The organism is Ideonella alba (genome assembly GCF_018069845.1).
Taxonomy (GTDB): Bacteria; Pseudomonadota; Gammaproteobacteria; order Burkholderiales; family Burkholderiaceae_C; genus Ideonella; species Ideonella alba.
Window position 1 is genome coordinate 58,676 of the sequence record NZ_JAGQDD010000018.1, and the last position, 24,043, is coordinate 82,718.

Sequence of the window (24,043 nt, forward strand, 5' to 3'; positions counted from 1 at the left end):
CTAGGCCAAGGGAACTCACAAGTCAATTGAAGATGATTCCACGGACCGATGGATTTAAACTAATCATCCTGCCGAGCCGATATGCCAAGGCATGGCGGGATTCCCGCCTCATCAGGTCGATCGACATGCCAGCAGGGTAGCGGATACCGATGATTGAAGCCGCGTCCTGGGCCTTGGGGCCCATTCAATACGGCCACCTGCCGTTCAGCCAGCCTCTGCCGCAGCCTTGGCCAATCCACAGGCCAGGCTTCTCATCGAGTGGTTTCGAACGATATTCGCCCGCGGGTCGAAGTTGTAGCGGTACTCCCAGATCGCCGGGTCCTTGGCACTCACGGCGAGACGGCTGGTCAACAGGCGCACATAAGCCAGCACCTCCCCGTGCTCGAAGATGCGGTTGATCACCAGGCCGCTGGCGTTGTGGGTGCGCGGTGGGTCGTCGGCCGAGAACCAGCCGGTCACCGGCGACGGATCGAAAGCAAACACCTCCGACACCTTCGGGCCGGTGCTGCTGGGAGAGGCTTGGTGGAAGGTGTAGGCGAAGTGCTGCGCCAGGCCACCGCCCAGCGAATGACCGGTCGCGACGATCCTGATCGGCTCACCCTGCGGGCTGCGCAGCACCGGGTCGGAATCCGAAACCTGGTATTGCTGCGGCAGGGCGCGGATGCGGTCGAAGAACTCTTTGGACACTTCCCGGGCGGTCAGCGTGTACTGGTCCTTGTAGCCCGGAACAAAGCGCAGGAACCATCGGAAATTGGCGCCCCAGTCAGGCAACTCGGTGAAGTTGGTGCCTTCGAACACCACCACGATCTCCCTGGGGGGTGTCGTGCGCTCCATCACCACCAGGTACAGACCTTCGCGGCGCATGGCCTGGCTCAGTGCCTGGCTGGGAAATTCCCTCCAGACCTGCCACTCGGGCGGAACCTGGGGCGGGACCTGTCCGCCGCAGGCCTGCACCTGCAATGCAGCCGCGTCTACGGGGAGCGCCTTGCCTTGATCCTGGTACGACCGCAGGCGCGCCTCTTCGTAGACGGCATCGCTCATCGCCGCGTAGGCCCATTGGTTCTTGGCATGGGTGCTGGCATCCACGGGTTCGCCATAGTGGCCGATGGTCGGATCACGAACCAGGACCTCGTGCCGGTCCTGGTTGAACGACGCACAACCGCTGAGCCCCAGCAGGGCCCCCAGCGAGCACAGGATCGTCCTCTTCGCAGCCATGGCGTCACCTCACCCTGATGCCGTTGTCGACGGGCGCAGTGGGCCATCTCCTGCACTGACCCGTCATCGGCAGGTTTGAGGATGGCCGCCCGCTTCTGCACACTGCACCTACCCACCACCCACCGGCCGCGCCGGATCACGCGGATGCGCCGTCATTCCCTTGGGCCAGGCACCGGCTCGCCACCCCCACCGCCGACCTCACCGCACTCTCCAGCAACGGCACCCCCGCCTCCGCATAGGAGCCACACCACCACACCCGCCGCCCCGGCTCCGCATGCAGCCGCTGCAGCGCCGCCAGCGCCGCCGCATTGCCGGCGTCGACCAACGGCCGCTCAAACCGCGCCCGCCCGATCACGCGGTCCTCGCGCGGGGCGCGCTGCGGCATCACCGTCTGAAAGATCGGTTCGGCGCCGCGCAGCGCGGGCTGCACGCGATTGATCCAGATGGTGCTTTCGGGCTGCGGGTGCTCGGGGCACACGCGGGCGTTGACGGGCGACCAGTCGGCGCGGCGGGTGGGCATCAGCGTGGGGTCGCGGTGCATCACCACCTCCAGCGCGCGGTAGCGGAAGGCTGACAGGGCGGCGGTTTCGTCGGGGGTGGCGTCGGCCAGCAGGGCCAGGGCCTGGTTGGCCTGGGTGGCGAAGACGACGTGGTCGAAGGGCTCGTCGCCGCCGGCGTGCTGCACGGTCACGCTGCCGTTGCCGTGCGGGCTGCGCTGCACGGCCTGCACGCCGGCCTGGCAGTGCACCTGGTGGATGCCGGCCAGCAGTTGGGCGGCCACGGCGTCGGCGCCGTCGCAGGCGCGGCGCACGCTGTGGCGGGCCAGGCCGGCGGCGGCGTAGGTGGCCACCACCTGGGCGGGGTAGGCGCGGGCGTCGGCGGTGTGGCAGGTGCCGATGGTGGCGATGGCGGGCAGCAGCAGGCCGTCGACGAACTCGGGGGCGATGCGCTCGTCGGCCACGAACTCGCCGATGCTGGCGCCGTTCAGGGCACCCGCAGCCAGCGCGGCGCGGGCGCGGCGCTGGAAGCGCAGGGCGCCGGCCGCGATGCGCCGCGCCCGCGGATGGGCCAGGTCCTGCGGCCACACATAGGGCACCGACCAGCTGCCCCAGCGCGCATTGCGCCAGCGGAAGTACAGGCCGCCATCGGCGCCGCTGAAGCTGGTGGCGTAGTCCACCGGCTCGGTGGCCACGCCCAGTTCGGCGTACAGGCGGGTCAGCGTGGGGTAGTAGCCGGGGTAGAACACGCGCAGCGGCACGTCCACGCGCAGGCCGGCCTGCGTGCCATCCAGGGTGACCGAGCTGGCCACGAAGCCGGGCACGGCGTGGCGCTCGAACAGCGTCACCCGGTGCTGCTGCCGCGACAGCTGCCACGCGGCCGTCAGCCCGGCGATGCCGCCCCCGATCACGGCGATGTTCATGGGCACAGCCTAACCCAGCGCCCGCGCTGGCGGTACAGGTGTGGTGCGGGGAGGCGTGCCTGGGCGATGGTGCCGGCGGGGCCGGAGCGGTTCAGCCGCTCACCGGGCGAGCAGGGCCATCCTGGCGAACAGGGCGACGCGGTCGATCAGGCCGCGCACACGCGGTTCTTGCCGCTGGTCTTGGCGCGGTACATGGCGTCGTCGGCGCGGCGTATCAGCGCGTCGAAACTGTCACCAGGGCGCCCGTCGGCCACGCCGATCGACACGGTGCAGGCCAGCGGCTGACCGCCGACATCAATGGGCGTGCTGGCCACGGCCTGGCGCAGGCGCTCGACGATGCCGGCCGCGTCCTCGCGCCCGGCGCCGGGCAGCACCAGTGCGAACTCTTCACCGCCCCAGCGCCCCGACAGGTCGCTGCGCCGCAGCGACACGGTCAGCACGTGGCCCAGCGTCTGCAGCACGGCGTCGCCGGCGGCGTGGCCGTGGCGGTCGTTGACCTGCTTGAAGTCGTCCACGTCCAGCAGCACGGCGGTGATCGCCTCGTCCTGCTGCAGCGCGCGCTCCAGCGCCTGCTGGCCCAGCTCGGTGAAGCGGCGGCGGTTCAGCAGGCCGGTCAGCTCGTCGTGCCAGGCCAGGTGCTGGGCGCGGCGGTGGGCGCCATCCACCTCACGCAGCAGGTGCACGATGAAGCCGCCAATCGGGCCCGAGACCAGCATCGGCGCGATCGTGGCCACCATCAGCGAGCGGCGGAACGTGGGCGGGTAGCCCAGGCCCATCAGCTCGGTCAGCAGGATCAGTGCGCCCACCGACGCGGCCACGCTGAAGGCCATGAGCACCGGAATGCTCAGCCACAGCGGGCGGGTCAGGAAGAACAGGCGGACGGCTCGACGCATGTCGGTCTTATCGGCCGCTGGCGCCCAGGCCTGAGGGCGCCACAGGCAGACCCTCCACGCAGGAACGCCCCGCGGAGTGGCCTCCACGGGGCGTTGGGTGGTCAGCGGGCCGGCCGTGCAGGCCGGCGCCGGATCACTTGTTGTTGGCAGCCACGGCAGCCGGGGCCACCTTGGCGCTGCGGGCGCCGGTGCTGTTCATGTAGGCCAGGTTGTCGAACGGGTTGAACTCGCCCGAGCGGCGGGCGGCGTCCAGGTCGGCGCGCACCTGTTCGCGGGTCAGGCCACCGGTCTGGGTGGCGGCCACGGCCTGGGCGCCTTCGCGCACCTTGGCCAGGATCGGGGCGACGGGGTTGCCCACGCGCTCCTGCTTCAGGTAGGCCAGGTTGTCGAAGGTGTCCATCTGGCCGTTGGCGCGGGCGGCGGCCAGCTCGGCCTGGACCTGGGCGCGGGTGTTGACGTAGGTGTTGACCGACATGTCTTCGTTGGCCCAGGTGGTGGGGATGTTGCGGCTGGACTGGGCGAAGCTGGCGCCGGCGGCGATGGCCAGGGCGGCGGCGAAAACGGTCTTGACGGTGCGGTTCATGGTGAGGTCCTGTTCAAACGGAGGTGGTTGGTTCGTACACGGGGCACGGCGATTCAAGGTAAGCACTTGCTTTTCAGGATCGTCCTGTCCCACCTCGGTGAGTCGCTCTGTTGTTGGGTTCGGCTCATCGATGGGATGAACTGTACGGATTGACGGCCTGCGAATAAACTGTCGTCACGAACATGCACCATTGCTGAAAAAGGAATAGTTGAATGGACACGCTGCGCGCCATGCGGGTCTTTGCCCGCGTCGTCGACGAAGGCAGCCTGGCCGGCGCCGCCCGCGCGCTGGACCTGGCGCCGGCGGTGGTGACCCGGCTGGTGGCCGAGCTCGAGGCCCACCTGGGCGCTCGGCTGCTGAACCGCACCACCCGCAAGCTGGCGCTGACCGACGTGGGCGAGGCCTACCTGGACAGCGCCCGGCGCATCCTGGCCGAGGTGGAGGAGGCCGAGGCCCTGGCCGGCGCCGCGGTGTCCGAGGCGCGCGGCCACCTGCGCGTGCTGGCGCCGCCGGCGGTGGCGGTGCACCAGCTGGCCAAGCACCTGCCCGAGTTCCACCGCCGCCACCCGCAGGTGACGGTGGAGCTCAGCGCGCCCGGGCCAGTGGAGGCGGTGGACGAGAGCTTCGACATCACGCTGATGGCCGGCCGTGACGCCCCCGACGGCGGCTTCGTCGCCCGCCTCCTGGCGCTGACCGAGGTGATCACCTGCGCCGCGCCCGAGTACCTGGACCGCCGCGGCCGTCCGCTGCACCCGGCCGAGATGGCGCAGCACGATGTGCTGATCCCGCCGATCTCCGAGATCCAGCGCGGCGTGCGCTTCGTGCACGGCGCTAGCGGCGAGGCCTTCATCGCCACGCCCGACAAGCGCTGCGTGCTCAGCACCAGCCACACCGACACCAACTACGCGGCCGCGCTGGCCGGGCTGGGCATTGCGGCGCTGCCGTCCTTCGTCATCGACGACGCGCTGCGCGAGGGCGCGCTGGAGCGGGTGCTGCCGGGCTGGCGGCTGTTCAGCAGCCAGCTGTGGATCGGCATGCCCTCGCGCCGCTACGTGCCGGCGCGCACGCGGGCGCTGTGGGACTACCTGCTGGAGGTGTTCGGCGGCGAGGCGCGCGACCCCTGGCTGGCCGCGGCCGGATGCGAAACCCTGGCCGGGCCGCCGGGCGCGGCCTGTTCCTGAGGCGCCGCGGGCGCGGCCGCGCTCAGAAGGTGTAGCCCACCGCCACCTTGGCGTCCTGCATCGGCTCGATCAGCGGCAGCAGGGGCTTGAGCGGCGCGTAGCGCATCGCCACCTTGGTGGCGTAGGCGAAGAAGCGCGGCAGGTCGGCGCTGTAGGCGGGCTTGCCGTCACGGTGCTTGAGGCGGCAGAAGATGCCCAGCACCTTCAGGTGGCGCTGCAGGCCCATCCACTCGACCTGGCGCCAGTATTCGCCGAAGTCCTCGTTGACCGGCAGGCCGGCGCGGCGGGCGCGCTCCCAGTAGCGCACCGTCCAGTCGATCTCGCGTTCCTCGTCCCAGGAGATGAAGGCGTCGCGCAGCATCGAAGCCACGTCGTAGGTCACCGGGCCGCGCACCGCGTCCTGGAAGTCCAGGATGCCGGGGTTGGGCTCGCTGAGCATCAGGTTGCGCGGCATCCAGTCGCGGTGCACCGCCACCGTGGGCTGGGCCAGCGCGCTGGCCACCAGCGCATCGCACACGCGCGTCCACAGGCCCTGCTGGGCCTCGGTCCAGGTGATGCCGAACTCGCGCTGCACGCACCACTCGGGGAACAGCGCCAGCTCGCGCCGCAGCAGCGCGTCGTCATAGGCGGGCAGGCCGCTGGGGTCGACCTGGCCCTGGAACTGCACCAGGGCCTTGAAGGCGTCGCGCATCAGCGTGTCGGCCTGGGCGGCGCTGGCCTCGCGCAGCGCGGCCAGGTAGGGCGTGCGGCCCAGGTCGGCCAGCAGCACGAAGCCCTGGGCCTCGTCGGCCGCCAGCACCGCCGGCGCGTGCAGGCCGGCGCGGGCGATGCGCCCGGCGATGTCGATGAAGGGGCGCACGTCCTCCTGCGGCGGCGGCGCGTCCATCACGATGCGCGAGCCGCCGTCCTGGGTGGCCAGGCGGAAGTAGCGGCGAAAGCTGGCGTCGGCCGAGGCGGGCGCCAGCGTGTCCAGGCGCAGGCCCTGGCTGTCGGCCAGCGGCGTGATCCAGGCCAGGAAGGCGCTGTGTCGGGCCGCGTCGGGCCACTCGATCTGATCGGGAGAAACGGTCATAGGGTGGCGAAGGCCCTCGGAGATAATCGAATTTTACGTGGGCCGTGCCCGCCATCGTCCCGCCGTGCTCCGCCCACGCCCGTCCACCGCCGCTCACCGCCTGTCCAGCGCGCGCCTGCCGCGGCTGGTGCCGGTGGCTGCCGCGGTCGCGCTGGGCCTGAGCGCGGCGCCGGTGGCGGCGATGAAGATCGACACCACCGACGACCGGATCACGCTGGAGGCCGACCAGATCCGCAGCCAGCTGGACGACCTCAGCGTCGCCCGCGGCAACGTCGATCTGCGCCAGGGCGACCTGCGCCTGACCACCGACCTGCTGGAGTTCTCCACCCGCCAGCGCCGTGCCTGGGCGCGTGCGCCGGTGCGCGTGGAGCAGGCCGGCAACCTGCTCGAAGGCCGCAGCGCCAACGTCCAGCTCGACACCCGCGAAGGCCAGATCGACGGCGCCCGCTACCGCATCGCCCGCACCGGCGGCGGCGGCACGGCGCGGGTGCTGAACTTCACCGGCACCGATCGCCTGGCCGCCGAGCAGGCCAGCTACACCAGCTGCCGTGCCGACGACCCCGACACCGCCGACTGGGTGCTGCAGGCCGACCGGCTGTCGCTGGATTTCGAGCACAACGACGGCCGCGCCGAGGGCGCCTCGCTGCGCTTCCTGGGCGTGCCCATCCTGGCGCTGCCGGTGCTGAGCTTTCCGGCCACCGGCGAGCGCAAGTCGGGCTGGCTGCCGCCCACCATCTACCCGTTCGACAGCCGCAACGGCTTCGAGCTGGAGACGCCCTACTACGTCAACCTGGCGCCCGACCACGACCTGACGCTGACCCCCGGCGTGCTGACCCGCCGCGGCCTGTCGCTGACCGGCGAGTACCGCTACCTGTGGGCGCAGGACGAGGGCCGCCTGAAGGCCCACTGGCTGCCCAACGACCGCACCACCGGCCGCAGCCGCGGCGGCGCCGACATCGACCTGCAGGGCGAGCGCGCCAGCGGCCTGCACTACCAGCTCGACCTGCAGCACGCCAGCGACGACAGCTACTGGAAGGACTTCTCGCGCGTGCTGCCCAGCCTGACGCCGCGCCTGCTGGCCCAGGACCTGCGCGCCAGCCAGCCGCTGTCCGCCTGGCTGGGCCTGCCGCTGCAGGCCTATGCGCGGGTGCTGGGCTGGCGCACGTTGCAGGTGGCCGACGCGCCGATCCTGCCGCCCTACCAGCGCCTGCCGCAGCTGGGCCTGATGGGCCAGGGCGAGGCGCTGGCCGGGTTGAACTGGTCGACGCAGCTGGAGTTCAACCACTTCACGCTGCGCAACCGCGCCACCGGCGACACCCGCCCCGACGGCGAACGCGCCCACCTGCTGGGCGCGCTGTGGTGGCCGCACGACCTGTCCTGGGGCTGGTTCACGCCGCGCATGGCGATCAACGCCGCCAGCTACCGCACCGACCAGGCGATGAGCGACGGCCGCACCCGCGCCAGCCGCGCCATCCCCACGCTGAGCCTGGACACCGGCCTGCGCTTCGAGCGCAGCACCGAGCTGTTCGGCCGCACGCTGTCGCAGACGCTGGAGCCGCGCCTGCACTATGTGCGCACGCCCTGGCGCAACCAGGACACGCTGCCCAACTTCGACAGCTCGGTGAACGATTTCAACGAGATCTCGATCTACCAGGACAACGGCTTCTCGGGCGTGGACTTCGTCACCGATGTCCACCAGGTCACGCTGGGCGCCGGCAGCCGCTGGTTCGACCCGGTGGGCGGCGGCGAGTTGCTGCGCCTGGGCCTGGCCCAGCGCTACCTGTTCAAGGACCAGCGCATCACCCCCGAGCGCCTGGGCGCCTCGGGCCTGGGCGCCGAGAGCGGCGTGGCCGCCTCGCGCTTCTCCGACGTGCTGCTGTTCGGCTCCAGCACCGTGGTGCCGCAGTGGCGCTTCGACGTCAACCTGCAATACAACACCGACCGCCAGCGCACCACCCGCTCGATCCTGGCGGCGCGCTGGCAGCCGGGAGACTTCAAGACGCTGTCGGCCACCTACCGCTTCGCGCGCGAGCTGTCCGAGCAGGTGGAACTCGGCTGGCAATGGCCGATCTACCAGCGCGAGACCCCGCGCGCCGGTGGCAGCGCCTGCGGCGGCACGCTCTACGGCGTGGGCCGCATCAACTTCAGCCGGCGCGATGCCCGTGTCACCGAAGGCCTGGCCGGTCTGGAGTACGACGCTGGCTGCTGGATCGGCCGCGTCGTGGCCGAACGCGTGTCCACCGGCACCAGCGAGGCCACCACCCGGCTGATGGTGCAGCTCGAGCTGATCGGCCTGTCCCGCCTGGGGCCCAGCCCCCTCAAGGTCCTGAAGGACAATATCCCCGGCTACCGAATGCTGCGCGACGACGGCGCGGCCAGCACCACCTCCCCATGAGCAAGCACACCTCCCTGCTGACCTGCCTGAGCCTGGCTCTGGCCCTGAGCCTTGGCACCGCCGCCCATGGCCAGAGCAGCCGCACGACGGCGCGTTCGGCCGACTACATCGTGGCGGTGGTCAACAACGAGCTGGTCACCCAGATCGAGGTTGAACAGCGCGCGCAGCGCCTGCGCGAGGACCTGCGCCGCGCCAACAGCCCCATGCCGCCCGAGGATGAGCTGCGCCGCCAGGCGCTGCGCGACCTGATCGACGAGCGCGTGCAGGTCACCTGGGCGCGCGAAAGCGGCTTGAAGGCCGACGACCTCGAGGTTGACCGCGCGGTGGCCAACATCGCCTCGGCCAACAAGATGACGCTCGAGCAGTTCCGCACCCGCCTGCGCGACGAGGGCATGGACTACCAGCGCCTGCGCGCCAACCTGCGCGACCAGCTGCTGGCCGAGCGCGCCCGCGAGCGCGAGGTGCCCGCGCGCATCCGAGTCACCGACAGCGAGGTCGAGAACTTCATCGAGGCCCGGCGCAACCAGGCCGGCGCCACCCAGACCCTCAACATCGCCCAGATCCTGGTCAGCGTGCCCGAAGGCGCCGCGGCCGACGTGGTCGCGCAGCGCCAGGCGCGCGCCGATGAGGCGCTGCGCCGCGTGCGTGGCGGCGAGAGCTTCGCCGTGGTGGCGCGAGACATGTCGGACGACAGCGCCGGCCGTGAACGCGGCGGCGAGCTGGGCAGCCGCCCGGCCGACCGCCTGCCCGACCTGTTCGTCGAGGCGGTTAAGCCGCTGGCGGTGGGCGCCGTGGTGGCCGCACCGGTGCGCAGCGGCGCCGGCTTCCATGTGCTCAAGCTGCTCGAGCGCAGCGAGGCCATCGCCACCGCCACCCAGACCCGCGCCTCGCACATCCTGCTGCGGCCCGGCGCCAGCCTGAGCGTGGACGCCGCGGCGCGCCGCCTGGGCGAGCTGCGCGATCAGATCGCCAGCGGCAAGCGCCGCTTCGACGAGGTGGCGCGCAGCGTCTCCGAGGACGGCAGCGCCGCCCAGGGCGGCGACCTGGGCTGGGCCAACCCGGGCGCCTTCGTGCCCGAGTTCGAGGAGGTGATGAACCGCCTGCCGGTGGGCAGCATGTCCGAGCCCTTCCAGTCGCGTTTCGGCGTGCACCTGCTGCAGGTGACCGACCGCCGCCAGGTGCCGGTGGACATCCGCCAGCTGCGCGAGCAGGCGCGCAACGCGCTGCGCGAGCAGAAGTACGACGCCGCCTTCACCGAGTGGATCGACGAGCTGCGCGCCCGCGCCTACATCGAGATGCGCGAGCCGCCGCAGTGAAGCACCTGGCGCGCAAGCGCTTTGGCCAGCACTTCCTGACCGACAGCGCCATCATCGCCGGCATCGTGCGGGCGATCGACCCGCGGCCCGGCCAGGCCCTCGTCGAGATCGGCCCCGGCCTGGCGGCGCTGACGCAGCCGCTGGTCGAGCGCAGCGGCCGGCTCACCGTGATCGAGCTCGACCGTGACCTGGCCGCCCGGCTGCGCCAGCGCCCCGACCTGGACGTGGTCGAGTCCGACGTGCTGCAGGTCGACTGGCGCGCGCTGGCCGCCCGCCTGGGCGCGCCGAAGCTGCGGGTGGCGGGCAACCTGCCCTACAACATCTCCTCGCCCATCCTGTTCCACCTGCTGCCGGTGGCCGACATCGTCGAGGACCAGCACTTCATGCTGCAGAAGGAAGTGGTCGACCGCATGGCCGCCGCGCCCGGCAGCAAGGCCTACGGCCGCCTGAGCGTGATGCTGCAGTGGCGCTACGACATCGAATCGCTGTTCGACGTGCCGCCCGAGAGCTTCGATCCGCCGCCGGCGGTGGACTCGGCCATCGTGCGCATGCTGCCCTGGCCGCAGCCGCCGCAGCTGGACGCCGCGCGGCTGGAGGAGATGGTCCAGGTGGCCTTCTCGCAGCGCCGCAAGCTGCTGCGCCACACGCTGGGCCGCTGGCTCGAGGCGCAGGGTTTTGGCGGCCAGTTCGACCTGCAGCGCCGCGCGGAAGAAGTGCCGGTGGCCGAGTACGTGGGGCTGGCGCAGGCGCTCTGAACCCACGGCCTGGCCGCTCAGGCCACCCCGATCAAGCCGCCCCGATCAAGCCACGTGCCGCAGCCCGTCGACGATGTCGATGCGCGCCATGCGCCAGGTCGGCCAGGCGGCGGCCACCAGGCCCACCACCAGCGCGGCCAGCGCCTGCAGCGCCACCGTGGTGCCGGACACTTCAAACACCGGCAGGAAGCTGCTCAGGCCCGCGCCGATGCCGGCCACCATCGGGAAGGTCAGCGCGATCGCCAGACCACCGCCCAGCGCCGCGATCAGCAGGCTCTCGCCCAGCAGCAGCCGCGCCACGAAGCCCGGCCCGAAGCCCAGCGCCTTGAGCGTGGCGTATTCCGACAGGCGCTCGCGCGCGGTCATCGCCATGGTGTTGGCCATCACCACCATGATGATCACCACGACGATCAGGCTGACCGCCTCGATCGCCGCCAGCAGCGCGTCGCTCATCGAGACGAAGCTCAGCTGGAACGCGGCCTCGGTCTCGGTCAGGGTCTCGGCCAGCGAGTTGCGGAACTCGGCGTCGATCGCCTGCGACACCACCGCCGCATTCGCCGGCTGGTCGATGCCGACGATGAAGGCGCCGGTGCTGTCGCCGCGGCCGGGGAAGCGCTTCTTGATGCTCTCGTTGATCAGCGCGTAGTGAAACAGCATCTGGTTCTCGTCGGTGCGGCTTTGCGCGCCGTCGTAGATGCCGCGGATCGTGAAGCTCCAGGTGCCCGGGTAGATCGTGCCGCGCAGCGGCACGGTGTCGCCGAGCTTCCAGCCGTACTTCTGCGCCAGCTTGCGGCCGACCACCGCGCCCTGGCGGTCCTTCAGGAAGGCCAGGCGCTCCTCGTCGCTCAGCAGGTACTCGGGGTACAGGCGCAGGTAGGTGTCGGGCTCGACCGCGAACTGCGGGAAGAAGTTGCGCTCGTCGATGTAGATGCCGCCGAACCAGTTGGCCCACGAGACCACCGTGACCCCCGGCACCGCCTTCATCCGCTGCGCATACGACAGCGGCAGCGCAAAGGTCAGCGACACCGCATGGCGCGTCACCAGGCGCGTGCTGGAGCTGGCCTCGACACCGGCGTACCAGGCGTCCACCAGCGTGCGCAGCAGGCCGAAGGCGCCGATCGCCACCACCAGGCCGACGATGGTCAGCGCGGTGCGCAGGCGGTGCCGGAAGGCGTTGCGCAGCAGCAGGCGCAGCAGGAACACCTCAGGCCTCCGGCAACTCGTCGACCAGCACGCCCTTTTCCAGGTGCACCAGGCGCTGCGCGCGCGCCGCGGCCTTGGGGTCGTGGGTGACCATGACGATGGTCTTGCCCAGGTCGCGCACCAGCGCGTCCATCAGGCGCAGCACCTCCTCGCCGGTGGCGCGGTCGAGGTCGCCGGTGGGCTCGTCGGCCACGATCAGCGAGGGGTCGGTCACCAGCGCGCGGGCAATCGCCACGCGCTGCTGCTGGCCGCCGGAGAGTTCATTGGGGTAGTGGTCGGCGCGGTCGGTGAGACCCACCAGGGACAGCACCTGGTCCACCCGCTCGGCCCGCTCGCGGCCCGACAGGTCGGTCAGCAGCAGTGGCAACTCGACGTTCTCGTGCGCGCTGAGCACCGGCAGCAGGTTGTAGAACTGGAAGATGAAGCCCACGTGCGCGGCGCGCCAGTCGGCCAGCTCGCCCTCGTCCAGCGTGGCGATGTCGACGCCGCCGATCTCGATCGTGCCGCTGCTGGGCTGGTCGATGCCGGCCAGCAGGTTCAGCAGCGTGCTCTTGCCCGAGCCGCTGGGCCCCATCAGCGCGATGAACTCGCCGGCCTGCACCTCCAGGTCGATGCCTTGCAGCACCGGGATCAGCTGGTCGCCGCGCTGGTAGCTCTTGGCCAGCTGGCGCACCCGGATCAGCGGCGCCGCGGCGCCGGGCGTGCTCATCGGCCGGCACCCGAGGCGGCCACGCTGACCGCGGTGCCCGCCTGCAGCGAGGCCGCCGGCGCCAGCACCACCCGGTCGCCGGCCTTCAGGCCGTCGGCGCTCACCTCGACCAGCTCGCCCAGCGTGCGGCCGCGGCGCACCGGCACGGCTTCCAGCACGTCGCCGGCGCCCAGGCGCCACAGCTGCGGCTTGCCGTCGCGCTCGACCAGGGCCTGAGGGGACACCGCCAGCAGCGGCTTGAAATCCTCGTCGGTCACCGCCTGGCTGAGAAAGCCCACCTTGGCGCTCATCTCGGGCAGGATGCGCGGGTCGAGCTTCTCGAAGCGCACCTTGGTCATCACCGTGGCCTTGGCGCGGTCGACCGTGGGCACGATGCGCGCCACATTGCCGCGGAAGCGCTCGCCGGGCAGCGCGTCGAGCGTGATCTCCACCGGCTGCTCCAGCTTGAGCTTGCCCACGTTCGACTCGCTGACGTCGGCCTCCACCTCCAGCGTGGCCATGTCGGCCAGCGTGACCACCGCGCCCGAGGTGCCGCTGGCGTTGGAGAAGGGCGTGATCAGGTCGCCCACGTTGGCGTTCTTGAGCAGCACCACGCCGTCGAACGGGGCGCGGATCTCGGTGGAGTCACGCCCCACCTGCTGCACCCGCACCTGCGCCCGCGCCACGCCGATGGCGGCCTGCGCGGTGCCCAGCGCGGCCTGCGCCGCGGCGGTGCTGCTGCGGGCGGTGGCGGCGCGGGTCTCGGCCGCGTCCACCGCCTGCGGCGAGACGAACTGCTGCGCCGCCAGGCCGCGGGTGCGCTTGAGGTCTTCCTCGGCCTGGGCCTGCAGGGCGCGGGCCTGGGCCAGACCGGCCTCGGCCTGCTTCAGCGCGGCCTCGGCCTGGCGCACGCCGGCCTCGGACGCGGCCAGCGCGGCCCCCACGTCGGACGCATCCAGGCGCGCGATCAGCTCGCCGGCCTTGACGGTGCTGCCCTCGCGCACGCGCAACTCCAGCAGCCGGCCGGTGGCCTTGGACGACACCGCCGCGCGCCGCTGCGCCACCACGTAGCCGGACGCCGCCAGCTGCACATACTGCTGCGCGCCGTGCGAGGCCTGCACCGTGCCCACCTGCACCGCGGGCCGGCGCGGCATCAGCAGCGCCGCGGCCAGGCCCAGCACGACCAGGCCGCCCAGGATCCAGGGCCAGCGGCGGCGGCGGCGCGCGCGGCCGGGGCCGTCACGCTGGATGCGCAGGGCGGACAGCGCCGCAGCACCGGCGGCAGGGGCGGGGGAGGAGACGGACTCGGCCATGGGTGGCGAGCATGCCATGAATCCGCCCCCTGTCCTGCGCGCATACTGGGTGCCCCGACCGGTCCGATGCCTTTGCCCCAGGAGCGTGCGCATGAGCCCTGCCTTCGCCGTGCAGCCGATGTCGCCCGCCCAGGGTGAGGCCTGGCTGCACTTCTTCGACCACGTGGCCTTTGCCGACCATCCGCGCTGGGCCAGCTGCTACTGCCAGTTCCCGAGCTTCGACCACGACCACCAGGACTGGCAGGCCAGCACCGCCCAGGACAACCGGGCGCGCGCCTGCCAGCGCATCGCCAGCGGCCAGCAGACCGGCGCGGTGGCCCTGGCCGACGGCGCGGTCATCGGCTGGTGCCATGCCGGCGCCTGGCGCGACTGCCGCATCATGGACGGCGCGCCCGAGCCGCTGGCCGATCGCCTGGGCGCGATCACCTGCTTCGTCGTTGCCCCGGCCTGGCGCGGCCGCGGCGTGGCCACCGCGCTGCTGGCCCAGGCCTGCGCCCAGCTGCAGGCCCAGGGCTTCGAGGCGGTGGATGCCTGGGCCGACCCCGCGGCCGCCGACGCGGCCGCGCTGCACACCGGCCCGCTGTCGATGTTCGAGGCCGCGGGCTTCGTGCCGCTGCGGCAGGTGGACGGCCGCTGGCTGATGCGGCGCCCGCTGAAGGCCGGCTGACGACGCACTGCACACCCCCGGGGGTTTAAGCCGGCGCTCATCGGCGCGCCGAACAATGGGTCATGCCTTCACGGGAGACCCACCCCATGTTCCACACCCCAGCCGGGCGCGGCCTTCTTGCCGTGGCCCTGTGCGCTGCACTCACCGCCTGTGGCGGCGGTGGCGGCAGCGATGGCGGCGGCGATGGCGGCAGCGGCAACGGCGGCGGTGCCGCCACGCTGATCAGCCAGCCCGCCAACAACACCGGCCGCCTGCTGGCGTCCAACTGCTTCCAGTGCCACGGCACCGGCGGCCAGGGCGGCTTCGAATCGATCACCGGCGAGGCCGACGAGGTGCAGCGCTACCGCAGCCTGGCCGCGCACCCGGCACGCACCGACATCATGGCCGCCCATGCCCAGGGCTACACCGACGCGCAGATCGCCGCCGTGATCCGCTACCTGCAGCAATGACACCGGGAGATCCGATGAACACGCCTCGACCCCTCGGCCGCCGCCAGTGGCTGGCCTTTGGCCTGGCCTCGCTGGGCGGTGCGCTGCTCAGCGGCGCCGCCCGCTCCGACAGCGACGGCGGCAGCCGCAACGTGGTCTACCGCCTGGTGCCCAGCGGCCCCAGCGCGCAGGTGGTGGTGGTGGGTGGCGGCATGGCCGGCACCACCGTGGCCAAGTACCTGCGCCTGTGGGGCGGCGCGGGCCTGCGGGTGACGCTGGTCGACCCCGACGCCAGCTACACCTCCAACATCCTCAGCAACGAGGTGCTCACCGGCGCCCGCACGCTGACCAGCCTGGGCTACGGCCGCCAGGCCGTGGCCGACCGCTACGGCGTGGTGCTGCGCCAGGCGCGGGTGCAGTCGCTGGATGCCGCCGCGCGCCGCCTGACGCTGGACGACGGCAGCACGCTGGACTACGACCGCCTGGTGCTGGCCCCCGGCATCGCCTTCGACGAGGCCTACGGCCTGAGCGCCACCGACTACGCGCAGCGCACGCCGCACGCCTGGCGCGCCGGCCCGCAGACCGAGCTGCTGCGCCAGCAGATCGCCGCCATGCCGGCCGGCGGCACCTTCGTGATGAGCATCCCCGCCGCACCCTACCGCTGCCCGCCCGGCCCCTACGAGCGCGCCTGCCTGGTGGCCGATGCGCTGAAGGCCCGCGGCCCCGGCGCCCGCGTCATCGTGCTGGACCACAACCCGGTCATCCAGGCCGAGGTCGAGACCTTCACCCGCGCCTTCAGCGTGGTGCACGGCGGTGTCATCGACTACCAGGCTGGCATCAGCGGCCTGCAGATCGACGCCGCGACGCGCCAGGTGCAGTGGACCGATGCGCTGGGTGCGCCGCAGCGCATGCAGGCCGACGTGGTCAACCCGATCCCGCCGCAGCGCGCCGCCGGCAGTGCCGCCGGCGAGTGGCTGGCGCTGGCCGGCCTGGCCAATGGCAACGCCGGCCGCTGGGCGGCGGTGGATGTGCTGAGCTACGAATCCACGGCGGTGCCCGGCGTCCACGTGATCGGCGACGCCGCGCAGTGCGGCCTGCCCAAGGCCGGCCACGTGGCCAACCAGGAGGCCAAGATCTGCGCCGACGCGGTGGTGCGCCTGCTCTCGGGCCAGCAGCCCGATGCGGCGCCGGTGGCCAACTCGGCCTGCTACTCGCCCATCACCGCCGGCACCGCCTCGTGGCTGACCGCGGTCTACCAGTTCGACCCGGCCACGCGCAGCATGAAGCTGGCCGCCAACAACGGCAGCACCGTGGGCGCCAAGGCCACCGAGGCGGCCAGCATCAGCAGCGGCAACTACCGCCAGATGCAGACCTGGTTCACCACGCTGATGGGCGACAGCTTCGCCTGAGGACGCTGTGGCAGCATGGCGACCCCATGCAGATCCGCCCCGAATCGCCCGACGACAGCGCCGCGATCCATGTCGTCACTGAACTGGCCTTCCGCGGCCACCCGCATTCCGACGGCTCCGAGCCGCGCATCGTGCGCGGCCTGCGCGACGCCGGGGCGCTGAGCGTGTCGCTGGTGGCCGAGGTGGACGGCGTGGTGGTCGGCCACGTGGCGGTGTCACCGGTGACGATCAGCGACGGCTCGCCAGGCTGGCACGGCCTGGGGCCGATCTCGGTGCTGCCGGCCTGGCAGCGCCAGGGCGTCGGCTCGGCGCTGATGCAGGCCGCGCTGGAGCGCCTGCGGTCACAGGGCGCTGCGGGCTGCGTGCTGCTGGGCGATCCGGCCTACTACGGCCGCTTCGGCTTTGCGGCGCGCCCGGGCCTGGTCTATCCCGGGCCGCCGGCCGCGTACTTCATGGCCTTGCCGCTGGCTGGCGTGCTGCCCCAGGGCGAGGTGAGCTACCACCCGGCCTTCTCGCCGGGCGGCTGACGCGCTGCAGCCTCAGGGCAGGGCCCATTCGTAGGCGCCCAGGTCGATCACGGCCTGTCCGTCGCCATTGCCGTCGACGACACGGCGCTGGCCGGCCAGGTCCCGCCGGCCCACGGCTGCGGTGGCCTGCCCCGCATCGATCGCCGGCGAGCCGGCCTGCAGCCGGTAGGCCACGGCCGGCTTGCCACCGGTGAGCAGCGGGTCGACCGACAGGTTGCCCTGGGTGCCGATGATGCCGGCGCAACTGCCCGACAGCAGGGTGCCCCGGGTGGCGAACAGGTCGTTGTTGCGGAACTGTGGCGGCGCCGTGCTGTAGGAGGTGTCGCAGACCACCGCGACTGCGGTCCCGGAGGCGCGGACGATGTTGTTGGTCAGCTGGATCTGATCGGCGAACCCGGTGGTGTGGATCTCGCTGCCGTTGTCGCCGGTGTTGTCGGCGACGGTGTTGTTCACCCAGACACCACCGGTCGAGCCGAACGGCGGCGACAGGTACAGACCGCCACCTTGCACGGCGCGGTTGGCGACCACCAGGTTGCTGGCCACGATCGGCTGACTGTCGTTGTACGTCGCCACGCCACCGCCCTGGGAGCCCGCCAGGTTGCCGCGGATGATGTTGCGCTCGACGCGCACCACGCCGCTGGCGTTGATGCCGATGCCGCCGCCTGCCATGTCGGTCTGGTTGTTCTCGATGATGTTGTCCACCACGACAGCGTCACCACTGCCACCGATGTAGATGCCACCGCCGAGGGTGCCGCCCGAGCAGCCGTTCTGGTGGTTGCCGAAGATGCGGTTGCGGCGGACCAGCGCCCCTGAGAAATACAGGCCCACGCCGTTGCCGCTGCAGGCCGAGCTGCCGGTGATGTGGTTGCCGTCGATCGTTGGCGAGGCCATTACCACGTTCACCCCACCGCCGTTGAGCGGGAATTGCGCGGCATTGCCGTTGCGCAGCGTGAAGCCCCTGATCACCGATTGGCGGCCTTCGCCGTTCTGGAAGATCACCACCGAGTCACGCTGGCCGCCGTCGATGATGGTGCTCTTCGGGCCATCGGTGCTGTGCACGGTGATGGCCTTGCCGAGGAAGTCGATGTTCTCGTTGTAGGTGCCTGGCGACACCAGCACGTCGTCCCCGTCCTGGGCCGCTTCAATCGCGCGCTGGATCGAGCGTCGGTCCTGGGGCACGCGCAGGGTGACGGCCTGGGCGCACAGGGCGGTGCCGAGCAGGGCGACGATGGGCAGACAATGGGCAGGCTTCATGGGTTGTCCTCCTGGGTTGGTGCGGGTCGCCGAGCCTGTGGCGCTCCCGCCGTGGTGTCATGTCGATGGGCTGGATGCCGCCGGGGCCAGCGGCGCGAAACGCGGCGCCGCTGCTGCGCTGATGCGCCCCTGCGCATCGCGCGTGAAGGTGCCGCGCGCCTGGTGGTGCGGGTGGTCCAGCGCCTCTTCCAGGCCCAGCACTGGCGCAAAGCACACATCGGTGCCCTCCAGCAGCGCACACCAGTGGGCGCGCGGCTGGCTGGCGAACAGGGCGGTGAAGCGGGCCTTCAGTGCCGGCCAGGTGCTGACGTCGTACTGCGCGGCGGGGTCCACATCGCCCAGGCCCAGCCTGGACAGCAGCAGCGCGTAGAACGGCGGCTCGAGGGCGCCCAACGTGACCACGCCGCCGTCGGCGCAGGCATAGGCGTCATAGAAGGGCGAGTCGTGGAAGGGGCTGGGCGCGCCAGCGGCGATCTGGCCGCCGCCGTGGATCCAGTGCACCAGGCCGCCGAGCATGGCCACCACGTCGGTGATCGCGGCATCGACCACGCGACCCTGGCCGGTGGTGCGCGCGGCCAGCACGCCGGCCGTGATGCCGAAGGCCAGGCCCAGTGCGCCAGCGGCGTCGCCCAGCACCGTGGGCGGCACCTGCGGCAGCTGGCCCGGCCGCGCGGCCAGGCCCATCAGGCCGGTCAGCGCGATGTAGTTCATGTCGTGGCCGGCGGCGGCGGCCAGCGGGCCGCTCTGGCCCCAGCCAGTCATGCGGCCGTAGACCAGGCGCGGGTTCAGCGCGGCGCAGTCGGCGGGGCCCAGGCCCAGGCGCTCCATCACGCCGGGGCGGTTGCCCTCGATCAGCGCGTCGGCGCTGGCGATCAGGTCGCGCGCGCGGGCCAGGCCCTCGGGGGTCTTCAGGTTGACGGGCTCGATGCGCTTGCCCTCGCGCAGCGGGCTGGGGCCGGAGCCGCCCAATTGGTCGGCCACCGCGGCGGGGCCGGGGCGCACCAGCGCGATCACGGTGGCGCCATGCTGGGCCAGCCAGCGGCCGGCCAGCGGGCCCGGGCCCAGGCCTTCGAACTCGACGATGGTCAGGCCCTGCAGGACCGGGGCGAGGGGAGTGTTCATCACAGCGTGCGGGCGATCAGGTCCTTCATGATCTCATTGGCGCCGCCGTAGATCTTCTGCACCCGTGCATCGGCAAACAGGCGCGCGATCGGCGTCTCAGCCATGTAGCCGTAGCCGCCGAACAGCTGCAGGCAGCGGTCGGTGACCTGGCACTGCTGCTCGGTGGTCCACCACTTGGCCATGAAGGCGGCACTGTCGTCCAGGGTGCCGTCGTGCAGGCGCTGGATGCAGTCGTTGACGAAGCTGCGCACCACATGGGCCTGCGTGGCCACCTCGGCCAGCGTGAAGCGCACCGTCTGCAGGTCCCACAGCGTGCCGCCGAAGGCCTGGCGCTGCTTGACGTGGTCCAGCGTCAGCGCCACCGCCAGGTCGATCGCCGCCGCCGCCCCCACCGCCAGCAGCGTGCGCTCATAGGGCAGCTGGCTCATCAGCTGGGCGAAGCCCTGGCCCTCGACGCCGCCCAGCAGGTTCGCCGCCGGCACCCGCATGCCGTCGAAGAACAGCTCGCAGGTGTCGCTGGCGTGCATGCCGATCTTCTCGAGGATGCGCGCCTGAAAGCCCGGCAGGCCCTCGGTCTCGGCCACCAGCAGCGACACGCCTTTCGATCCCTCGCCCCCGGTGCGCACCACCAGCACCAGCAGGTTGGCGCTGTGGCCGTTGGTGATGAAGACCTTGCTGCCGTCGACCACGTAGTCGTCGCCGTCGCGGCGGGCGCGGGTGCGCACCGCCTTCAGGTCGGAGCCGGCGCCGGGCTCGGTCATCGCGATGCCGGCCAGCAGCTCGCCGCGGGCCAGCCGCGGCAGCCAGCGGGCCTGCTGCTCGGGCGTGCCGTAGTCCAGGATGTAGTGCGCGGCGATGGTGTGCACGGCCACGGTGCCGCTGACCTCGGCGCGCGCCAGCTCATCCGTGACCACCATCTGGTAGGCCAGCGGGGCGCCAGCGCCGCCCCATTGCTCCGGCAGCTCGGGCAGCAGAAAGCCCATCGCGCCGAAGCCGCGCCAGACCTCGCGCGGCACATGGCCCTGGCGGCGCCAGTCGGCCACGTGGGGCGCGATCTCGGCGTCCACGTAGCGGCGCACGGCGTCGCGAAAGGCGGCGATGTCGGCGTCCATCCAGGCGTGCTGGTGCAGGCGCGGCATCATGCGGCGGCGCCTTCCACGGCTTCGTACAGCGTGACCACGCAGGCACCGCCCAGGCCCAGGTTGTGCTGCAGTGCCAGCCGCGCGCCGGGCACCTGGCGCGCGCCCACCTGGCCGCGCAGCTGCTGGACCAGCTCGGTGCACTGCGCCAGCCCGGTGGCGCCCAGCGGGTGGCCCTTGCTGAGCAGGCCGCCCGACGGGTTGGTGACCACCCGGCCGCCGTAGGTGTTGTCGCCATCGGCCACGAACTGCGCGGCGCCGCCCTCGGGGCACAGGCCCAGCGCCTCGTAGCTGAGCAGCTCGTTGTGGGCGAAGCAGTCGTGCAGCTCGACCAGTTGCACGTCCTCAGGACCGACGCCGGCCTGTTCATACACCTGCCGCGCAGCGGCGCGTGCCATGCTGAAGCCCACCACCTCGCGCATGTCGCCGGCCTCAAACGTGGCGGGACCGTCGGTGGTCATCGCCTGGGCGCGGATGCGCACGTCACGGCGCAGGCCGTGGCGGCGTGCGAAGTCGTCCGAGCAGATCAGGGCCGCCGCCGCGCCGCAGGTGGGCGGGCAGGCCATCAGCCGCGTCATCACGCCGGGCCAGACCACCGGCGCGGCCATCACCTCCTCGGTGCTGAGCGGCTTGCGCAGCAGCGCCAGCGGGTTGTTCGCCGCGTGCCGGCTGGCCTTGGCGCGGATCGCGGCGAAGGTCTCCAGCGGCGTGCCCCACTGCCGCATGTGGGCCAGGCCGGCGCCGCCGAAGTAGCGCAGCGCCAGCGGGATCTCGGCGTGGCCCACCAGGTCTTCGGTGGCGGCGTCAAAGCGGTCGAAGGGCGTGGGCCGGTCGTCGAACACCGCGCCCAGTGCGCCGGGCTTCATCTGCTCGAAGCCCAGCGCCAGCACGCAGTCGGCCGCGCCGTGCGCCACCGCCTGGCGCGCCAGCCACAGCGCGGTGGAGCCGGTCGAGCAGTTGTTGTTGACGTTGAGAATCGGGATGCCGCTCAGCCCCACCTCATAGAGCGCGCGCTGGCCGGCGGTGGAGTCGCCGTAGACATAGCCCACATAGGCCTGCTGCACCTGGGCGTAGTCCAGGCCGGCGTCGGCCAGCGCCAGGCGGGTGGCCTCGGCGGCCATCTGCGGGTAGGGCGCGCTGGCGCCGGGCTTGGCAAAGGGGATCATGCCGACCCCGGCCACCAGAACATGCTGCTGCTGCTGCATCGCTGTCTCCATGCCGCCTGCCCGCGGGGCAAGGGCTCAGCCCAGGTCGGCCTTCAGGTAGTGGGCGCCGGGGATCGGGTTGTAGTAGTAGGGCGGCACTTCCTCGAAGCCCAGGCTGGCGTAGAGCTCGCGCGCGGCCTCCATGTCGTCCAGGGTGTCGAGCAGCATGGCCGAGTAGCCGGCCTGCAGCGCGGTGTCCATCAGCGCCTGCGCCAGCTGCCGGCCCAGGCCGAAGCGGCGGAAGGCGCGGCGCACGTACAGGCGCTTCATCTCGCAGGCGTTGGCGTAGTCCACATCGGGCAGCGGACGGAAGGCGCCGCAGCCGGCCAGCTCGCCGTCCACCCAGGCCAGCAGCAGGCCGCCGGTGGGGGCGGCGTAGTCGCCGGGCAGCGCGGCCAGCTCGGCCTCGAAGCCCTGGAAGCACAGGTCCACACCCAGCGCGGTGGCGTACTCGCGGAAGATGGTCCGCGTGGCGTCGAGCGCCTCGGGCGTGTCGGGGCTGAGCAGCTGGATCTGCGGGGTGTCCATCGCCTGCGCGAGGTGACCGGGGAGCGCGAGTCTACCCGGCGTGCGTCAGAACGCCGGGGCCGCCTCACCCAGCGAGAACACCCAGCCCATCAGCGCCACGCAGGCCGCGAACAGCACCAGCGCCAGCAGGCGCTGGCCCCAGCCGTCGGCGCTGGCGGGGGTGTCCGGGGGCAGCGGCTTGTCGCCGTGCAGCATCGGGCGCACCAGGTTCTGGCCCTTCTTCTTCAGGTAGAAGACGATGGCGCTGATGTGCAGCACCACCAGCACGATCAGCAGCAGCTTGCCCAGCTCGGTGTGCCAGCCGGTGGCCAGGCTGGCCTGCGCACTGGTGACGAAGCGGTTGAGCGGGCCGGTGGTGGCGATCTCGTCGTCGGCCACCAGCCCGGTGGCCACCTGCAGCAGCAGCAGGCCCAGCAGCGCCAGCACGCTGAGCGCACCCAGCGGGTTGTGGCCCACGTCCAGGTGCTCGTCCGGCCCGGTCTGGCCCTTCAGGTAGCGCACGATGGTGCCAGGCGTCTTCACGAAGCTGGCAAAGCGCGACCAGCGCCCGCCCACCAGGCCCCACAGCACGCGGAAGATCAGCAGCGCGCCGACCACCATGCCCAGGCGCAGGTGCCACTCGATCAGGTTGCCGCCGATCTGGCCGGTGACGACCAGGCCGATCACGCAGAGCACCAGGGTCCAGTGGAACAGACGGGTGGGCAGGTCCCAGACGCGCACGGGGGTGGGGGAGTTCATCTCGGTGGAGGGCTTGGCTATGTCCTGACGCGACCATACCGCGATCCGGCCCCGGCCGGGAATCCCCCCGGGGCTTTTCACGCGGCGGGGAATAGCGCCGGGCCGGGCTGCGTACACTCGACACGACCCGCCCGCTGCTGTGCCTGGCGCGCGGTACGTGCCCTGTACACCCGACCACCCCACACCGGAGGATCTGCATGAAACGTCTTGCCCTGGCCCTGACCTGCGCCACCTTGTTCGCCGCCCTGCCGGCCCACGCCCAGTTCCAGAAGCCCGAGGACGCGATCAAGTACCGCAAGGGTGCCTTCACCGTGATGGCCGCCCACTTCGGCCGCATTGGTGCGATGGCCCAGGGCAAGGTGCCCTTCGACGCCGCCGCCGCCCAGTCCAACGCTGAGATTGTCGCCACCCTGTCGCGCCTGCCCTTCACCGCCTTCGTCGAGGGCACCGACAAGGGCGAGACCCGCGCCAAGCCCGAGATCTGGACCGACGCCGCCAAGTTCAAGGAGGGCAGCCAGGCCATGATCGACGCGGTGGGCAAGCTCAACGCCGCCGCCAAGACCGGCAACCTGGATCAGATCAAGGCCGCCTTCGGCGACGCCGGCAAGACCTGCAAGGCCTGCCACGACAACTTCCGCAAAGAGTGAGATGGAGCCCCCGGGCTGACGGGTACGTCAGCCCACCCCCCGAGGGGGTGCGCAGGCCGCTTCGGAGCGGCCGTGCGCTGGCCTGCGCTCAGCCCTGTTGATTCGGGTATCCGGTCCCAGAGGGGGTGCGCAGGCCGCTTCGGGCAAGACTGGACGTGCTGACGTCCTGAGGACGTCAGCTCGCCTGTCGCGCCGGGCGAGCTCTGCGAGCCCGTGGACCAGGCCGTGCGCTGGAAGAACTTTGTGCCCCCGGGCTGACGGGTACGTCAGCCCACCCCCCGCCGGGGGTGCGCAGGCCGCTTCGGAGCGGCCGTGCGCTGGCCTGCGCCCAGCCCTGATCAGCCG

23 protein-coding genes are annotated in these 24,043 nt (G+C 71.9%); 9 read left to right on the forward strand and 14 right to left on the reverse strand.

The genetic code is table 11. From position 1 onward, the window contains the following. Nucleotides 1–204 precede the first annotated feature (204 nt). From KAK03_RS19450 to KAK03_RS19465, 4 genes are all read right to left on the reverse strand, one after another. Complete coding sequence (locus KAK03_RS19450; RefSeq protein WP_210856369.1) at nt 205–1,215, reverse strand: lipase family protein; 1,011 nt, start codon at nt 1,213–1,215, stop codon at nt 205–207. Nucleotides 1,216–1,351: 136 nt separating this feature from the next. Continuing rightward, on the reverse strand, nt 1,352–2,635 hold the full coding sequence (locus tag KAK03_RS19455) for an FAD-dependent oxidoreductase (protein WP_210856370.1): 1,284 nt from the start codon (nt 2,633–2,635) through the stop codon (nt 1,352–1,354). A gap of 146 nt (nt 2,636–2,781) precedes the next feature. Beyond that, nucleotides 2,782–3,528 carry a GGDEF domain-containing protein gene (locus KAK03_RS19460; RefSeq protein WP_210856371.1) on the reverse strand — a complete coding sequence of 249 codons (747 nt, stop codon included), beginning with the start codon at nt 3,526–3,528 and terminating at the stop codon, nt 2,782–2,784. A gap of 133 nt (nt 3,529–3,661) precedes the next feature. Then, the gene (locus KAK03_RS19465) at nt 3,662–4,111 is read right to left on the reverse strand and encodes a DUF4148 domain-containing protein (RefSeq protein WP_210856372.1); all 450 of its coding nucleotides are present in this window, start codon (nt 4,109–4,111) and stop codon (nt 3,662–3,664) included. Nucleotides 4,112–4,323: 212 nt separating this feature from the next. On the opposite strand from KAK03_RS19465, the gene KAK03_RS19470 reads away from it, so the two are divergent. After that, entirely contained in the window at nt 4,324–5,292 is a 969-nt protein-coding gene (locus tag KAK03_RS19470; RefSeq protein ID WP_210856373.1) for a LysR family transcriptional regulator, read from the forward strand. A gap of 22 nt (nt 5,293–5,314) precedes the next feature. Here the strand turns inward: KAK03_RS19470 and KAK03_RS19475 are convergent, their stop codons facing one another. Further along, the gene (locus KAK03_RS19475) at nt 5,315–6,364 is read right to left on the reverse strand and encodes an aminoglycoside phosphotransferase family protein (protein WP_210856374.1); all 1,050 of its coding nucleotides are present in this window, start codon (nt 6,362–6,364) and stop codon (nt 5,315–5,317) included. A gap of 64 nt (nt 6,365–6,428) precedes the next feature. On the opposite strand from KAK03_RS19475, the gene KAK03_RS19480 reads away from it, so the two are divergent. The 3 genes from KAK03_RS19480 to rsmA are packed head-to-tail and all read left to right on the forward strand — an operon-like array spanning nt 6,429 to nt 10,830. Then, nucleotides 6,429–8,759: an LPS-assembly protein LptD gene (locus KAK03_RS19480; protein WP_210856375.1), complete on the forward strand. Its 2,331-nt coding sequence runs from the start codon at nt 6,429–6,431 to the stop codon at nt 8,757–8,759. Continuing rightward, the gene (locus tag KAK03_RS19485) at nt 8,756–10,075 is read left to right on the forward strand and encodes a peptidylprolyl isomerase (RefSeq protein WP_210856376.1); all 1,320 of its coding nucleotides are present in this window, start codon (nt 8,756–8,758) and stop codon (nt 10,073–10,075) included. The genes KAK03_RS19480 and KAK03_RS19485 overlap by 4 nt, the downstream gene beginning before the upstream one ends. Then, complete coding sequence (rsmA, locus tag KAK03_RS19490; RefSeq protein ID WP_210856377.1) at nt 10,072–10,830, forward strand: 16S rRNA (adenine(1518)-N(6)/adenine(1519)-N(6))-dimethyltransferase RsmA; 759 nt, start codon at nt 10,072–10,074, stop codon at nt 10,828–10,830. Before KAK03_RS19485 ends, rsmA begins: the two co-directional genes overlap by 4 nt. 45 nt (nt 10,831–10,875) lie before the next feature. Here the strand turns inward: rsmA and KAK03_RS19495 are convergent, their stop codons facing one another. From KAK03_RS19495 to KAK03_RS19505, 3 genes are read right to left on the reverse strand one after another with little or no spacing between them, the layout of a single operon-like run. After that, the gene (locus KAK03_RS19495; RefSeq protein WP_210856378.1) at nt 10,876–12,033 is read right to left on the reverse strand and encodes an ABC transporter permease; all 1,158 of its coding nucleotides are present in this window, start codon (nt 12,031–12,033) and stop codon (nt 10,876–10,878) included. 1 nt (nt 12,034) lies between these two features. Then, the gene (locus tag KAK03_RS19500; protein WP_210856379.1) at nt 12,035–12,742 is read right to left on the reverse strand and encodes an ABC transporter ATP-binding protein; all 708 of its coding nucleotides are present in this window, start codon (nt 12,740–12,742) and stop codon (nt 12,035–12,037) included. Then, nucleotides 12,739–14,034 (reverse strand): efflux RND transporter periplasmic adaptor subunit, encoded by a 1,296-nt coding sequence (locus KAK03_RS19505; protein WP_210856380.1) that lies wholly within the window; start codon nt 14,032–14,034, stop codon nt 12,739–12,741. Before KAK03_RS19505 ends, KAK03_RS19500 begins: the two co-directional genes overlap by 4 nt. Nucleotides 14,035–14,125: 91 nt before the next feature. On the opposite strand from KAK03_RS19505, the gene KAK03_RS19510 reads away from it, so the two are divergent. From KAK03_RS19510 to KAK03_RS19525, 4 genes are all read left to right on the forward strand, one after another. Next, nucleotides 14,126–14,701, forward strand: coding sequence for a GNAT family N-acetyltransferase (locus KAK03_RS19510; protein WP_210856381.1), 576 nt, complete (start codon nt 14,126–14,128; stop codon nt 14,699–14,701). Nucleotides 14,702–14,787: 86 nt separating this feature from the next. Next, complete coding sequence (locus KAK03_RS19515) at nt 14,788–15,150, forward strand: c-type cytochrome (protein ID WP_210856382.1); 363 nt, start codon at nt 14,788–14,790, stop codon at nt 15,148–15,150. Between the two features lie 14 nt (nt 15,151–15,164). Then, nucleotides 15,165–16,538 (forward strand): FAD-dependent oxidoreductase, encoded by a 1,374-nt coding sequence (locus KAK03_RS19520; protein ID WP_210856383.1) that lies wholly within the window; start codon nt 15,165–15,167, stop codon nt 16,536–16,538. A gap of 26 nt (nt 16,539–16,564) precedes the next feature. Further along, complete coding sequence (locus KAK03_RS19525; RefSeq protein ID WP_210856384.1) at nt 16,565–17,065, forward strand: GNAT family N-acetyltransferase; 501 nt, start codon at nt 16,565–16,567, stop codon at nt 17,063–17,065. 12 nt (nt 17,066–17,077) lie between these two features. Here the strand turns inward: KAK03_RS19525 and KAK03_RS19530 are convergent, their stop codons facing one another. From KAK03_RS19530 to KAK03_RS19555, 6 genes are read right to left on the reverse strand one after another with little or no spacing between them, the layout of a single operon-like run. Then, nucleotides 17,078–18,319: a choice-of-anchor Q domain-containing protein gene (locus tag KAK03_RS19530; RefSeq protein ID WP_210856385.1), complete on the reverse strand. Its 1,242-nt coding sequence runs from the start codon at nt 18,317–18,319 to the stop codon at nt 17,078–17,080. Between the two features lie 57 nt (nt 18,320–18,376). Further along, nucleotides 18,377–19,441, reverse strand: coding sequence for a CaiB/BaiF CoA transferase family protein (locus KAK03_RS19535; RefSeq protein WP_210856386.1), 1,065 nt, complete (start codon nt 19,439–19,441; stop codon nt 18,377–18,379). Then, nucleotides 19,441–20,583, reverse strand: a complete 1,143-nt coding sequence (locus KAK03_RS19540) for an acyl-CoA dehydrogenase family protein (protein WP_210856387.1) — start codon at nt 20,581–20,583, stop codon at nt 19,441–19,443. Before KAK03_RS19540 ends, KAK03_RS19535 begins: the two co-directional genes overlap by 1 nt. Then, nucleotides 20,580–21,785: a lipid-transfer protein gene (locus KAK03_RS19545; protein ID WP_210856388.1), complete on the reverse strand. Its 1,206-nt coding sequence runs from the start codon at nt 21,783–21,785 to the stop codon at nt 20,580–20,582. The genes KAK03_RS19540 and KAK03_RS19545 overlap by 4 nt, the downstream gene beginning before the upstream one ends. Before the next feature lie 36 nt (nt 21,786–21,821). Continuing rightward, nucleotides 21,822–22,313: a GNAT family N-acetyltransferase gene (locus tag KAK03_RS19550; protein WP_210856389.1), complete on the reverse strand. Its 492-nt coding sequence runs from the start codon at nt 22,311–22,313 to the stop codon at nt 21,822–21,824. Between the two features lie 45 nt (nt 22,314–22,358). Next, nucleotides 22,359–23,051, reverse strand: a complete 693-nt coding sequence (locus KAK03_RS19555) for a cytochrome b/b6 domain-containing protein (RefSeq protein WP_210856390.1) — start codon at nt 23,049–23,051, stop codon at nt 22,359–22,361. 197 nt (nt 23,052–23,248) lie between these two features. Between KAK03_RS19555 and KAK03_RS19560 the strand changes: the two genes are divergently transcribed. Then, complete coding sequence (locus KAK03_RS19560; RefSeq protein ID WP_210856391.1) at nt 23,249–23,698, forward strand: c-type cytochrome; 450 nt, start codon at nt 23,249–23,251, stop codon at nt 23,696–23,698. Nucleotides 23,699–24,043 lie beyond the last annotated feature (345 nt).

What these genes read in the sequence shown, in the direction of transcription:
- KAK03_RS19460 (WP_210856371.1), bottom strand. Translation starts at nt 3,528, where the DNA reads ATGCGTCGAGCCGTCCGCCTGTTCTTCCTGACCCGCCCGCTGTGGCTG.
- KAK03_RS19560 (WP_210856391.1), top strand. Translation starts at nt 23,249, where the DNA reads ATGAAACGTCTTGCCCTGGCCCTGACCTGCGCCACCTTGTTCGCCGCC.
- KAK03_RS19525 (WP_210856384.1), top strand. Translation starts at nt 16,565, where the DNA reads ATGCAGATCCGCCCCGAATCGCCCGACGACAGCGCCGCGATCCATGTC.
- KAK03_RS19535 (WP_210856386.1), bottom strand. Translation starts at nt 19,441, where the DNA reads ATGAACACTCCCCTCGCCCCGGTCCTGCAGGGCCTGACCATCGTCGAG.
- KAK03_RS19455 (WP_210856370.1), bottom strand. Translation starts at nt 2,635, where the DNA reads ATGAACATCGCCGTGATCGGGGGCGGCATCGCCGGGCTGACGGCCGCG.
- KAK03_RS19540 (WP_210856387.1), bottom strand. Translation starts at nt 20,583, where the DNA reads ATGATGCCGCGCCTGCACCAGCACGCCTGGATGGACGCCGACATCGCC.
- KAK03_RS19510 (WP_210856381.1), top strand. Translation starts at nt 14,126, where the DNA reads ATGAGCCCTGCCTTCGCCGTGCAGCCGATGTCGCCCGCCCAGGGTGAG.
- KAK03_RS19520 (WP_210856383.1), top strand. Translation starts at nt 15,165, where the DNA reads ATGAACACGCCTCGACCCCTCGGCCGCCGCCAGTGGCTGGCCTTTGGC.
- KAK03_RS19450 (WP_210856369.1), bottom strand. Translation starts at nt 1,215, where the DNA reads ATGGCTGCGAAGAGGACGATCCTGTGCTCGCTGGGGGCCCTGCTGGGG.
- KAK03_RS19530 (WP_210856385.1), bottom strand. Translation starts at nt 18,319, where the DNA reads ATGAAGCCTGCCCATTGTCTGCCCATCGTCGCCCTGCTCGGCACCGCC.
- KAK03_RS19500 (WP_210856379.1), bottom strand. Translation starts at nt 12,742, where the DNA reads ATGAGCACGCCCGGCGCCGCGGCGCCGCTGATCCGGGTGCGCCAGCTG.
- KAK03_RS19465 (WP_210856372.1), bottom strand. Translation starts at nt 4,111, where the DNA reads ATGAACCGCACCGTCAAGACCGTTTTCGCCGCCGCCCTGGCCATCGCC.
- KAK03_RS19475 (WP_210856374.1), bottom strand. Translation starts at nt 6,364, where the DNA reads ATGACCGTTTCTCCCGATCAGATCGAGTGGCCCGACGCGGCCCGACAC.
- KAK03_RS19505 (WP_210856380.1), bottom strand. Translation starts at nt 14,034, where the DNA reads ATGGCCGAGTCCGTCTCCTCCCCCGCCCCTGCCGCCGGTGCTGCGGCG.
- KAK03_RS19555 (WP_210856390.1), bottom strand. Translation starts at nt 23,051, where the DNA reads ATGAACTCCCCCACCCCCGTGCGCGTCTGGGACCTGCCCACCCGTCTG.
- KAK03_RS19485 (WP_210856376.1), top strand. Translation starts at nt 8,756, where the DNA reads ATGAGCAAGCACACCTCCCTGCTGACCTGCCTGAGCCTGGCTCTGGCC.
- KAK03_RS19550 (WP_210856389.1), bottom strand. Translation starts at nt 22,313, where the DNA reads ATGGACACCCCGCAGATCCAGCTGCTCAGCCCCGACACGCCCGAGGCG.
- KAK03_RS19545 (WP_210856388.1), bottom strand. Translation starts at nt 21,785, where the DNA reads ATGCAGCAGCAGCAGCATGTTCTGGTGGCCGGGGTCGGCATGATCCCC.
- KAK03_RS19515 (WP_210856382.1), top strand. Translation starts at nt 14,788, where the DNA reads ATGTTCCACACCCCAGCCGGGCGCGGCCTTCTTGCCGTGGCCCTGTGC.
- KAK03_RS19470 (WP_210856373.1), top strand. Translation starts at nt 4,324, where the DNA reads ATGGACACGCTGCGCGCCATGCGGGTCTTTGCCCGCGTCGTCGACGAA.